The 12,827-nt window shown below is 38.3% G+C and carries 12 protein-coding genes; 6 read left to right on the top strand and 6 right to left on the bottom strand.

Annotated elements, in window-relative coordinates; genetic code table 11:
* Both G6Q06_RS07230 and G6Q06_RS07225 read left to right on the top strand, forming a co-directional pair.
* A partial coding sequence (locus G6Q06_RS07230) for a restriction endonuclease subunit S (protein ID WP_163566175.1) occupies positions 1 to 236 on the top strand: 236 nt, incomplete at its 5' end.
* Positions 233 to 3,268 (top strand): type I restriction endonuclease subunit R, encoded by a 3,036-nt coding sequence (locus tag G6Q06_RS07225; protein WP_163566174.1) that lies wholly within the window; start codon positions 233 to 235, stop codon positions 3,266 to 3,268. The genes G6Q06_RS07230 and G6Q06_RS07225, both read left to right, overlap by 4 nt.
* A gap of 288 nt (positions 3,269 to 3,556) precedes the next feature.
* Here G6Q06_RS07225 and G6Q06_RS07220 read toward each other — a convergent pair whose 3' ends face one another.
* The 6 genes from G6Q06_RS07220 to G6Q06_RS07195 all read right to left on the bottom strand — a co-directional run bounded on the left by G6Q06_RS07220 (position 3,557) and on the right by G6Q06_RS07195 (position 9,185).
* On the bottom strand, positions 3,557 to 4,036 hold the full coding sequence (locus G6Q06_RS07220; protein WP_163566173.1) for a hypothetical protein: 480 nt from the start codon (positions 4,034 to 4,036) through the stop codon (positions 3,557 to 3,559).
* 134 nt (positions 4,037 to 4,170) lie between these two features.
* Entirely contained in the window at positions 4,171 to 4,440 is a 270-nt protein-coding gene (locus G6Q06_RS07215; protein ID WP_163566180.1) for a hypothetical protein, read from the bottom strand.
* A 9-nt stretch (positions 4,441 to 4,449) separates the two neighbouring features.
* A complete protein-coding gene (locus G6Q06_RS07210) occupies positions 4,450 to 4,617 on the bottom strand; it encodes a hypothetical protein (RefSeq protein ID WP_163566172.1) in 168 nt (55 codons plus the stop codon).
* Between the two features lie 26 nt (positions 4,618 to 4,643).
* On the bottom strand, positions 4,644 to 6,950 hold the full coding sequence (locus G6Q06_RS07205) for a TonB-dependent receptor family protein (protein ID WP_163566171.1): 2,307 nt from the start codon (positions 6,948 to 6,950) through the stop codon (positions 4,644 to 4,646).
* Positions 6,951 to 7,139: 189 nt separating this feature from the next.
* Positions 7,140 to 8,213 carry a glycosyltransferase family 8 protein gene (locus G6Q06_RS07200; protein ID WP_240329329.1) on the bottom strand — a complete coding sequence of 358 codons (1,074 nt, stop codon included), beginning with the start codon at positions 8,211 to 8,213 and terminating at the stop codon, positions 7,140 to 7,142.
* Between the two features lie 348 nt (positions 8,214 to 8,561).
* Positions 8,562 to 9,185: a hypothetical protein gene (locus G6Q06_RS07195; RefSeq protein WP_163566170.1), complete on the bottom strand. Its 624-nt coding sequence runs from the start codon at positions 9,183 to 9,185 to the stop codon at positions 8,562 to 8,564.
* Between the two features lie 291 nt (positions 9,186 to 9,476).
* Between G6Q06_RS07195 and G6Q06_RS07190 the strand changes: the two genes are divergently transcribed.
* Genes G6Q06_RS07190 through G6Q06_RS08640 form a run of 4 tightly spaced genes read left to right on the top strand, consistent with a single transcriptional unit; the run spans position 9,477 to position 12,696 of the window.
* Positions 9,477 to 10,589 (top strand): hypothetical protein, encoded by a 1,113-nt coding sequence (locus tag G6Q06_RS07190; RefSeq protein ID WP_163566169.1) that lies wholly within the window; start codon positions 9,477 to 9,479, stop codon positions 10,587 to 10,589.
* A 10-nt stretch (positions 10,590 to 10,599) separates the two neighbouring features.
* Positions 10,600 to 11,466 carry a hypothetical protein gene (locus G6Q06_RS07185; protein ID WP_163566168.1) on the top strand — a complete coding sequence of 289 codons (867 nt, stop codon included), beginning with the start codon at positions 10,600 to 10,602 and terminating at the stop codon, positions 11,464 to 11,466.
* A 16-nt stretch (positions 11,467 to 11,482) separates the two neighbouring features.
* A complete protein-coding gene (locus tag G6Q06_RS07180; RefSeq protein WP_163533683.1) occupies positions 11,483 to 11,629 on the top strand; it encodes a hypothetical protein in 147 nt (48 codons plus the stop codon).
* Between the two features lie 11 nt (positions 11,630 to 11,640).
* Positions 11,641 to 12,696 carry a hypothetical protein gene (locus tag G6Q06_RS08640; RefSeq protein WP_240328724.1) on the top strand — a complete coding sequence of 352 codons (1,056 nt, stop codon included), beginning with the start codon at positions 11,641 to 11,643 and terminating at the stop codon, positions 12,694 to 12,696.
* The last annotated feature ends 131 nt before the right edge of the window (positions 12,697 to 12,827 follow it).

Below are 12,827 nucleotides of genomic sequence, written 5' to 3'. Positions count from 1 at the left end.
GGTGTTTAAAAAATACCAATATTTCTAGTTTTGCAGCAGTTGACATACAACGCTTGCAACGCTACGCGCTCCCCCTCCCCCCTCTTCTTATTCAAGAAAAAATAGCCGGTATTTTAGATCAACTCCAAGCCCTCAGCTCTGATCTAGAGCAAGGCATCCCAGCTGAGATTAGGGCGCGTAAAAAACAATTTAACTATTATTTAAACCACCTACTAGATTTTAAAGGACAAGCATGAGTACAGAAAATACCCTAGTTTCTGGTTTTAAAGATGAGGATAAGCAATTCAGCACCTTAGAACAAATTGCACGCGGGGAAAAAAGTACGGTAGTAGCACAAAGACCACAAAGCAGAGCTAAAGAGGGAGCACACCAGAGCGAGGCAGAGTTAGAAGAGTTGTTACTTTCACAATTAAAAGAGTTAGGCTATGCCTACTTTAAACCTAGTAAAGATCAAGATTTAAAGGCTAATTTAAAAAGACAGATTGAAAAATTAAACAAGCCAGTATTTGAAAAAATAGGCCGTAAAGACAAACCAGAATTTAGCTCCAGTGAGTGGGAGCGCTTTTATCTGCAAATTAACCCTAAAACAGCTAGTGCTCTTGATAAAACCCAGATAATCCAGCGCGATTATAAGCAAATCTTTAAGTTTGATAGTGGAGAAACAGAGAATATCACACTCTTAGATAAGCAAAATATCTACAAAAATAGCTTGCAAGTGGTGAGCCAGTACACAACCCCAGATAAATCTAATCGCTACGATGTAGGGATTTTGGTCAATGGCTTGCCCTTAGTGCTTATTGAACTTAAAAAAAGAGGGGTGGGTCTAAAAAATGCCTTTGAACAAATCCAGGACTATAAACAAAATTTGATTAAACAAGAAAACCTTTTTGGTTTTGTACAAATCTTTGTAATTAGCAATGGGACAAAGACCAAGTACTATAGCAACACCACAAGGTTAGATAAAAGCGCAGATTCCTTTGTCTTTACCCACTACTGGGCAGATGCACACAACAAGCGCTTAGAAGATCTAGAGGATTTTATCCCGGCCTTTTTTAACAAACACACACTTTTAAGCCTACTTGTTTATTACTCTGTGTTTACAAGCGATTCTAAATTGCTTGTGATGCGTCCCTATCAAATTGCTGCTTTAGAGGAGATTTTAAAACAAATCCACATCACCCACCACCAAAAAACTTATGGCACTCATGAGAAATCAAAAAGTGGCGGTTATGTTTGGCACACCACAGGTAGCGGCAAGACTCTAACCAGTTTTAAATTAGCCCAGCTAGCCGGAGACCTAGATTATATCCATAAGGTGCTCTTTGTGGTGGATCGAAAAGACCTAGATCACCAGACCATGAAAGAGTATGAAAAATTCCAGAAAAATAGCGCGAGTTCTAATAAAAACGCCAAAACCCTACAAATCCAGTTAGAAGATACGAGTTTAAGCAAAAAGACTCTCATCACTACGATTCAAAAGCTCTACTTACTTGTTAAAGCAAAACCAAAGTCTCCTATCTTTGAAAAAGAAGTGTTGCTTGTCTTTGATGAGTGCCACAGAAGCCAGTTAGGTACAATGCATGCAAAAATTGCTCAAGCCTTTAAAAAACACCATATTTATGGTTTTACGGGGACTCCTATTTTTGAGCAAAATTGCGAGAGCAAGCCTGCTATCACCACAGAGGGCAGATTTGGGAGGAAATTACACAGCTATACAATCATCAATGCTATTGATGATAAAAATGTCTTACCCTTTTTAATGCACTATTATAATGTGGATACCTCCGAGGATTTAAAAGAAGAGAACTGGCTACACCCTGAACGCATCGCTAAAGTAGCAGATACGATTCTAAAAGAATGGAGTAAGCTCACTAAAAACAAGAATTTTAATGCCCTTTTGGCCTGTGCTAGCATTGGGGCGGCTAAGACTTATTATGAGGTTTTCAAAAGAAAGACAAGCACCCTAAAAATAGCCCTGATTTATAGTTACCAGAGCGAGGATAGCGAGGATGAAAACAACGAGGATGCAAACAAATTAGAGAAGGATGACAAAGAATTTTTAAAACAAGCTATGCAGGATTACAACGATATGTTTCAGAGCAATTATAGTTTAGATGTTTTCCACGACTATTATAAAAGCGTCTCTGAGAAGATGAAAAAGAGAGAAATTGATTTGCTCATTGTGGTGAACATGTTTTTAACCGGCTTTGATGCGCCTACTTGCAACACGCTTTTTGTGGATAAAAATCTCAAATACCATGGCTTGTTGCAGGCCTTTTCAAGGACTAATCGGATCTATGATGTAACTAAGAAATTTGGTAATATTGTGTGCTTTAGACCCCTAGAGGATCATCTCAACCAAGCTTTAAAACTCTTTGGGGATGAGGATTCGCATAAAATCGTGCTTTTAAAAACTTTTAAAGATTACTATGAGGGGTATGAGGAGGATGAAAAAATTTATGAGGGCTATAAACCCCTGATCTTAAAGCTCAAAGAAACATACCCCCTAAAAGACTTTTCAGAGTACACCAAAAAAGAGAGCGATCAAAAAGATTTTATCACTCTTTATAATAAAATCCTTAAGGTACGCAATATTTTAGAGTGTTTTCCAGAATTTGGGGAGGATAATTTTCTCATCACGGCTAGAGAATTACAAGATTACCAAAGCCATTATTTGGATTTACACACAAAAATCAAAGCAGAGAGAGGAGAAAAGGGAGAAAAAATACCTAAAGAGTTTGAAGATTGTGTTTTTGAAATAGAGCTTATCAAGCAGGTTGAAATCAATCTGGAATATATTTTAAACCTCATTGAACAATACACAAAATCGCAAGGCAAAGAGCAAGAGGAGGCGCTCAAAAGTGTCCAATCCGGTATTAAATCTAGCACACAACTACGCGACAAAGAAGAGCTAATTTTGGGCTTTATTAAACATCTGCCGCAAGGGGAGTCTGATATCCGCGCTAGCTTTAGAGACTACGCAGACACACAAAGAGAACAAGAATTTTTAAAACTCATACAGGATTATAATCTTGAAAAGGAGGCCGCCTATAGCTTTATGGCAAAGGCTTTTAAACATGGACACATTAGTTTTAAGGGCACACAATTTCCAAAACTACTCCCCAAAGAGGCCTCTTTCTTTGCTAAGGACAACACGCGCGCCTCTCTTAAGCAACAAATCCAAAAGGCGCTACAGACCTTTTTTGATAAATACCACGACATCTCTAGCCCTGATTTTAGCTTAAAGAGTTATGGTGTTAAGGCCTAAGTAGAAAAAAATTTCTATAAATTTTTTTAGTATGTCACTTTGAGTTGTAAACGCCTGCCTTAAGATTGTTAGATATTTTTTGATAAATTATCGCTGAAATATGAGATTAGCATGCCATTACACTATTAGAATCTATTACAAAATCATTGATTGAAATGCATAAAAATTAAAAACAAATGTTTTAGATGCCTACACTTGTACTAGGTTTGATTTTTAATATTGGTTGTAGTAGCATTCTGACCTGATAGTGCCTGTTGCGTCTAAGCAAGGCCTGTAGTTTACCTGCAGTTATGGACTTGCGCTATCTGTTGATAGTCGTATATACGCACTATCTTTAAATATTGGGCTATTTTCTAACTTCCCATTTTCCTTATACATGGTCTTTAGGTTCAGTTGTCCATTCTTCGCTCCTACAACTTCTACTACAACAAAGTATCCGTTAATCTGTTTGCCACTCACAAGCGTTTTAATCGCATTATGTTTCTTAATATGTATGATGTCTGCATCATTAACCATACTTGGATAATTCGCTATGTCTGCGGTTTCTATGGGTGGTTGTCCTCTTTTATGGTGGATGGAATTAATCCCATGTCGTCTTTGCACATGTATAAGAGCTTCACCATTAGCAATAAACTTAATAGGTCGATCTGGTCTTAACCCTAAATGCTCAATAATGCTTGAGTTATTTAACTCCCCTACCCACACCTTAGCATTATGCTTTTTAACTTGATCTAATAATCTCTCTGTGATCTGATCGGGCTTAAGCATTTTTCAGGGTTTGCTAGTATCTAGCAAGTCTTTAATGTTTTGACTCTCAGCTTTTTTAAACTCAATGTATCTTGTAGTGTGTAGGGCTCTAGTGGCTTTCTCTTGATCTTTTAAAACCTTAAACTCCGCATAACTTAAACCCTTAGCTTTAGCCTCCTTATAAAATTGTAGTTATTAAATTCTTGACTTTTAAGGGGGTTTTTTATAAGGCTCTGTTCTGCCTTTGCGTCGGACGCTTGCTTAACTCCTAGCTCATAACTAGGGCGGTTAAGGTGCTCTTGTGGCATTGCCGGGGTAAAGGCTGGGTTTTTGGTTAAATCCCCTTTTTCAAAATACATTGTCTTAAAAGCTAGCTCATTCTGCCCCTTTTGTAACTGCTCTACAACCACATAATGCCCGTTAATCTGTTTAGACTAGCGCAGTGCCGCCTTATTTTTAGATAAGGTCTTAAAGTCAGCTTGATTAGCATACTCTGGGTATTTAGCTATGTTCTCTAGGCGGACGGGGGGTTGTTTGCGTGCGCGCGTCATCACGCCATTTTTGCCATGTCGTTTTAGTACATGTAATTTCGCTTTGATCAATAGTGCGCCGGACACCTTGGGGGTATTTAAAACTGATAACTCAAATACGCCGTTACTGAGCGCCCGGGTCCGGGTTCCATGCCTGTAGGACTAGTGCCAATGCCTCTAAAATAATATTTCATGTTAAAAATATTATTGACCTGTAAACTACCCACAATTTTATGCCGCCCGCTTTGCCAAAAAACTTGGCTTACTTGAATATTCCATAACCAGTACCAAGGCAAAAGCCCAACGCTATTACACCCAAAACTCACGCCACCGGTTTTAGCAGGATTTGTAGGGAAACAAACCGTTTCTGATTTAGCCTGATTGAGCACAGAAGAATAAGCGCGGCTATAAAAATAACTGCTAATCCCAATAGTCGTACCTTTATAAGTATACATCGCATCAAAGATAAACTGATTAGGACTGACATAGGGAAGTTTTTTACCTTTAATGCTAAAGGGATGATCTACAATGCCAATAAACCAGTTGGTATCATCTATTACATTATTTGTAACAACAGCATTAATATAGGTGTAGGCCGCGTGGAATTGCAAGCCTCTAATGGGGGTGTAGTAAAGCTCTAACTCCACGCCCTGACTTCTAGCATTAACCGGCCCCGGGCTATAGCCCCCTGAATAGTAACGCTGTGCAAAGGTAACAAAATAACTTGCATTAAAACTAAGTTTGTCTTTATAACTATAGCGCGATCCAGCCTCTATCCCATCAAAAATTTGGTTGTAATTGCTTGAATACAAGGCAATCATGCGGTTTTGTGGCGGAATAAAACTTCTGCGGTAGTTAAAGTAAAATAACCAATTTTGCATAGGCTTATACCCAAGATTAACAGCCGGACTCCATTCATTAAAATCCCTTTTTAGAGTTTGCATTTGGCTATAATCGGGTTTTTCTGGAACTTTTTGGTTGTAATTAACACGGGTGTAGCGCAACCCGGGCGTAAAAATCAATCTACCATTAAGAAATTCCATTTTATCACTCACATAAGCCGCTGTGTAATTATTATTCATCTCTTCGCTAGACTTTAAAAGTGGCGTGGGAGTGGGCATATTACACTTGCCATTAACTATATCTGAAGCTTGGCAAGTGGATTGCAAAGGGTGGAGTAAAATATCACTTGTCATAACACGCATACCCACTTTGATTGTTTGCTTCATAGATTTAGTAACAACATTTAAGTTAACATTAGGCTCGATAGAGTTAACTAGAAAATGTCTAGCGTGGTTGACAATAAAAAACCCGGGGTAGTTATCATTTGTATAAACTAACCCCTTAGCCGGGTTGGTGTTGACATTTAAATAGTTTGAATCCATTTGGAAATCCCGGCTCATGTCATGTCCCCAGTAAGTGAGAGTAAAATCCCCACCTACCTTGTCTGAATCTCCAAATAAAGTTTGATACACCGCACTCCAGCGATTAGCATCCCCGCTTTTGGTGTTATTAGGCCGATCATTTTGGAAGCGATTTTGATCATACGCAACCTGTCCTAAAGATCCCGGATCGGTTAAGAAATACTTATAGTACTGGTAGGAGACGGTGATTTTATTTGTAGCGTTGATTTGATAGATTCCATCAAGCATGTAATTTTGAATGGTGGTGGGGCTATTGTATCTAAACCCTTGCCCAGTGATGTAGTTAGCCTGTGCCATCACACCCACATATTTATTAAACATGCCCCCTGATTTTAAATAGGTGTTATATAAAAAATTATTGCCCAGACTTTTATTTAGCGGTGTACTTGTAGAGGTAATAAAACCCCCATTTTTAGAGCGCCCCCAGTATGTTACCCTCTGGGCTATTTGGTTACTCCATTTTTCCGGGATAGGCTTAGTGATGATATTGATCACGCCTCCAAAGGCATTAGGCCCGTATTGTACGCTTTCGCCCCCCTTAATCACACTGATTCGATCAACAGATTGGAAAGTTACCGGAAAAATAGAAATACCAATGAGCGCATAGGGCGCAACATAGATAGGAATCCCATTGACTAAAACAAGCTCGGTGTTACTATGCCCCGGACTTCCGCCCCCAAAGCCTCTAATAGAAAAGCTAGGCATAGCCCCCACACCTGTAAAATTTCTAATATGAATACCGGGCACATTTTGTAAGGCCTGTTCAATACTCATGTTAGCCTCATGGGTGAGTTGTTTATTAGAGATCACCGTGCGGCTACCCAAATAATTTTTCACCCCATCACTGCGCCAGCTTTTAGGAGCATCCTCATCTTGAACAGCTTCTGTGGTTTGTATTTTCTTGAGGGTTTTAGTTTTGATAGCCTGCGCACTGCTAATTAGTAAAGAGCAGCCACAGAGAAATAGCGTTACTCTGCGCATACACACACACCTTAATAAAAAAATGGGATTTAGAATAGTTAAAGCACAAGCTTTAAATGAAGTTTAAGCACCAGCTACGCCGATTATACTGCAAGACTTTTTAAGCTAAACTTAATTATTTATTCTCACGGTCTTTTAAAATCTACAATCTAAGCGCTGCTCCGCAAAAGTTCTAATTTTTCTTTAAAGCTAAGAAAGCCACTTTTTTATTCTTGTGAGCTTATTTTTTAAATACTTTTTAATCTTAAAAATGAAGAGTTTAGCTAGGGTTTTTTTACTGATCATGTGATTAATGAGGGATAAATCAAGGTTGCTTTGTAAAAACGGGTGGATTAAAAACTTCTCAGAAGAAAGAGAGGCTAGGAGAAAAGCACGCATCCATCGCTTAAAGCGAAGTTCTGTTCCCCTCCCTCCTATAAACTTCCATGGCTTCTCACCCAAAAAATGCCATATCACAGGAGTTTGCATTTCAGAATAGTCGTTGAAAACATCTGCTACATAGTTATAAACGCGGGGCAATTCTAAAATTTGCCCTTGGCAGGCAAGATTAATTACTTCTTGTTCAAAGGCAACAAGTTTAGACCCCTTTTCTTTGAAAATTGCAATCATACGGCTCTCTAAGCTATCTTCGCGCCACTTTTTAAGATTAGCCACAATAAAGCCAACATTAATACAACAACAAAAAAGCGCCTCCATATCTGCCCTAGAATTAATATCTGATCCAGCACCTAATTCTTTAGCGGTATTCCTATAAGTTTCTTCTAAATATTCTACGCTCCTATGCCAATTTTCTCTAACGGCTGCAAGATAATAGGGCTCATCTGTATCAAAGGCAAAGTAAGCAGGGCTTATATCGCGTTCAAAGAGCATATCCACATCACAGGCTATAATTTTGTCATACTCGGGAAAAAGAGAGCTTAAAAAAAAGCGGTAGAAAACTAGACTTGAAAAGCGCTTTAAAAGTGCAGGACGCAAATAGGAGAGAATAGGGGTGATATTTTGCTCAAAGAATTTTCCAAACCCTGGTTTATTCTGCCCTATATCGTGGAATATGATTGCAGAAAAGTTAGCAAAAGGGGCAGCAATTCTCATTAGTTCTTTTTGGTGGGAAAAATCCAGACCTTGTACTAGCAGGTGGATTTTATAAAATAGGGGTTCTCCCTCTTTTTCTTGCGTAGCGTGCATGAGTAGAGAATACACAGCCACTCCCCCAGCTACATAATAATTCAAATCAAAAGCCATCACGACAGGAATGGTGATCATTAAATTTCCTTTAAAAGCGCCTATTCTAACACAAACACACTTTAAGCTAAAATATTATGAATAATTTTTTTGTAATGCTGATACATCTTGTGCGTTGCCTTTAAGCCAAACGATGTTTTCTACAAAATTCTCTTTTCAAAAGATCTCATCGCAAAGCACTTTTAAATACGCCTGCTTATTATCATTACACTAAGTGAACCACCTGCCTTTTGTTTTTCTCTAGGGTTTTGTTAGTGTAATACTTTCTTGTTGCAAGTTTAGACAGGTGTCAATGAAAAACAAGACTGGTCTATGAGAGAAATTAATGATTCCAGAGACAAAGGCATTGTGTTAAGGTAGTACCTACTACTAGATACTACTACAAAATATGTGGTTCTGTGGTACTTTTAGTACATGACCTATTCTTGTATTCTTGATCCACAAATAGATGATCTCTTTGTTTTTGCGTTTATAGGCCACAAAACTGAACCGATCTTGAGATCGCAGTAAATAAATCTTGTCTTTAGGGATTAAAAACAGGTTGTGGGTTTGACAAGTTTTCTGGGGGGAGGAATAAAAATACGCTCTGCCTTTGCCTATAATTCTTTGTATAGGGTAGGTTTGTAAGCTCTGATTTTTAAAGCGCTTTTGCAAAATTGCAGTTTGTTGCCAATCACAAAATTGCAAACAAGTCTTTAGTTTATCTGCCCATTTTATAGGGAATGTGAGTTTGGTTTGTTGCACAGATTCTTGTAATTGCTGAGTCTTTAGGTTATAGTCCACCCACCCCATCGTGCCTGTGCCCAAAAATTTTAGATGCTTAGAGTCTTCTTGTTGCCAGTTAAAATACAATTTAGCACTGATATGTTGTTGATCCCATGTATCTATATAGTAAGATGTGTGCGCCTTGATCCATTTAATCCCTTGATGCGTTGTATCCCACTCCTTAAAGTTAAAAGAGCTGTGCTCAATCAAAGAAATAAATGTAAACACACATTCTGGATTAATGCGCTTGGGCCTCAATTTCTGTTAGCGTGGGTGGTTGTGTGTAGGCTAAAACAATCCAGCCAATCCATAAAATCCAAAGCCTAATCATGGTTTTCTTACAATTCCTCTATTTTATGTACAAAGTTTTAAGAATACGCATTTTAGCACGGGTTGTTTGTATTTCTAACATCTATTGTCTAGCTTTTTAGCTACATTAAGCTTTGTTGCGATCTAGCTACATTTGTTGTAAAATTTAGTAACTTTGATATGCAAATTAAAGATAAGAAATGGAGATGCATGCGAGGGATTTTGTGGGTGTTAATCTGGCTAGCAAGCTTTGCGTGTTTACAAGGCATGGATCACACTGAGGCTATGGGGCAAGTCAAGCAGTGGCTGCGCAATTATATTAAAAAAGAACGGGGCGATAACAGCAATGGCTATTATGTCATCACGCCGCAAGCAAATTGGAGTCTAGAGCACAAGATCACTTTTACTATTAATCAGGAAAAATACACTTTTATTTATGCTAAGGCCGAGTTTTATACAGATGATGCTAAAAGAGTTAAAGATGTATGGATGTGCTCGGGCATCTTGTTTAAGGGAAAACTTTATAAGGGCTTTTGTTTGCGTGGCGACTTTATATTTACCAAAGTAGTCTCATACCACCAAGAATCCTATTTGACTTTAATCTTTGCAGAGTGGTTTAGAACTAACCCGGTGATACCTATCCTTGCTTTTAAATTAATTAATAACACCTTCTATCTGGATTACTACGGAACACAAAGCATCGATTCACTCCTAGATCATTATTGCCTCTCTAGAGACAATTCCAATCGCAAGGTTGCAATGGGTTTTGTGAATGATAAACTTTTAAAAGACCTTAGAAATGTTTCACATAATCAGACTTGTGGAATTAAACACCCCCCTCAAACCCCTCCAGAAGAGATTTTAATAGGAGATCATTCTTACAAATTGATCCATCTTATTGCCTATTTCTATTTAGATAACACACGCCTTGCTAATTGCAATTATGTCAAAGAGATACAAGAGGGTTTTTGCTTTCCTGGATTTAGTGAAAGTAAATTTGTCCACAAAGATCGTTTTTTGACCTTAGAGGATAGTTATGCTGCTGATTCATCTACTTCTGCTCTCTTTAAGAAGAGCTATAAATACTACTTCACTTTTAAAGAAATCAATGGGCATTTGTATTTATATCAGCTTAGCCAACAAGTTTTCCGCATAGATGCAAAAACTAAAATCAAAGAGCTTTTAAACACTGATATTTTCTACCGCCAGCCCAGAGACGATCCAAGTGCTAAGAACTTGATTACATGGGGTGAGTTAAGTATTGATAAGCTATCAAAATTAGAAACAGAGTGCCGGATGCGTGGCTTGTGTTCCAGAGAGTAAGAGGTTGGCTATGATACGGGTGATTTTATGGTTTTTGGTAGGACTTTTGGTGTTAGGATGCTCACTAAAGCACGCAAGAGAAAGTTCAAAGCCAACAGCCCACCAAGCCCATAAAACCACGCAAGCAACCAATCCGCGGTATCCAACTTTAGAGGAACAACGCAACGCTTTAACCCAGATCAAACAGTGGCTCAAAGATTTTATGCAACCCTTTGAGCAAGGACAATACACCACATTGTTATACCCTAAGCAAGAGGAGTTAGCTAATTCTAATTGGGCGGTCAAATACCGCATATCTTGTCCGGATAATCTAAAAAATTGGGTAAGCACCACCCTTCTAAGTGCTTATGGGGAGGTTTACAAAAACTATAAAAAAGTGAGCGCTAAGGGTATGTGCTTAGGAATCATTTCACCTCAGGGCAAACTAAGCAAAGGGTTTTGTCTAAAAAATTTTACAAAACTCTCTTTTTTCAACCCTAATCAAGGGATCAGACTTCTTAGATTTAAAATGTCGCGCTTTATCCCCTCTACACCAACCTTAGCTTCTCACTCTAAGCCTGTTATATTGGCTTTTAGAATTGCTAAAGATAATGCGTTTTATTTATACAGCTTTACAGAGTGTGAGGACTTTGAGCAGAAAAGATGCCATTTATTTTATAAGCAGCCCAGAGACGATCCTAACAACGATCACAAATTCCCCCTGCAAGCGATCAATAACCAACTTTTAGAGAGCTTGAAAGATAAAAAACGCGTCTTTAGATTCAGGGGTGAGGCGTTGCAAAGCTCTATGGATTATATCTATATGCAAGGTGAATTATACACCCTTAGACTCATAGGGGGAATTTTGGTTGCACCAATACAGCGAGCAAAATTTTAAAATAGGCCCAAATGGCATGCAAAAGCTTATAGGCACGCAAATTGTTTATCGCCAATCCAGAGATGATCCACAACGCAAACACCCCATTAACTTTAGATCGCTAGATAGTAACTTTCAAGAAGATTTGTTATCTAAGTGCAAAAAAAGCGGGTATTGTTTATAAAGGAGATTGATATGAAAAAAACACTCTTAATTTTAGCGCTTCTGGGGCTTGTGTGTTTACATGCTATGGGTGTTTTTCAAGCCAGAGAACAGCTACTCCAATGGACAAAAGACTTTGTTGAAAAGTCTAATAATACGACGGGTAATTATCATAACTTTACTTCTGATACAAATAACCAAAGAACTGTAAATCTTAATGGTGAGTCTTATACCTTTCTCTATGCACGCGCACAAACCCATGGCGATCAAGGTTTGCAGGGGGTTTGTTTGGGGGTTTTATTTGAGGGGAGATTATACAAAGGTTTTTGTTTAAAAGGCTTTGAGAGCATAGAGTTAAGCAGCACAGATGGCTCTGATAGGGTTAATTTTACACTCTCTAAGCACACAGACTCCACACCTACAACTCCCGGGAAGAAGTCTAACATTAACATCGCATTTAATCTTATACATGGTACTTTTTATTTAGCCCGCTTTTGTGTTGATCAAAAAGTCTTTTATGATCAGCCCGATGATGCGTACCAATTTCCCATGTATGCTGTTGATGACACACTTTTAAAGAATTTACAAAATAAAATAGATACTAGACACACAAGGACTTATACAGATACTAGCGCCCAAGATGTTTCTTTAGATGGAACACACTACACTCTAATTAGCCAAACTACGACCGATGAATCCAAAAATAACCTAACTAGCTGCTTAAAGATCATGAAAAATGGCAGGGCTTTACGGAAAAAATTTTGTATGGACGGGGTTGGCCGGGCTGATTTTGTCTATAAGAGAAATTACCTTACCTTAGAATTTTCTGGACATATTTCTGGCAAACTTTATCGCATCCTTTATATCACCTTTAAGGTTGTAGATGGGGTGTTTTACTTGCACCAATATAGCGAGCAAAATTTCAAGTTTGAGCCTGATGGTTCTAAAAGGATCTTAAAAACCCAAATTATCTACCGCCAAAGCAGAGACGATCCATATAAAAGAAACCCCATTACCATAGACTCACTGAATAGAAACTTCCAAGCCCAATTACTCCTCCAGTGCTCAGAACGCGGGTATTGTATGTAAGATAGGAGTCCCACCTACTTAAAGACATTTGGGCTTTTTAGACCTGAGATTTTACAATCCCCATGCATTTAATGCAAATCAGATTGCATTAATCTAAAAAGCGTAATTTACAGGCCTTCCAACCCCTCCTC

It is taken from the genome of Helicobacter suis, assembly GCF_902196135.1.
Lineage (GTDB): Bacteria > Campylobacterota > Campylobacteria > Campylobacterales > Helicobacteraceae > Helicobacter > Helicobacter suis_A.
The sequence above is the reverse complement of the archived record's forward strand: the minus strand, read 5'-3'. Positions and strand labels throughout refer to the sequence as shown.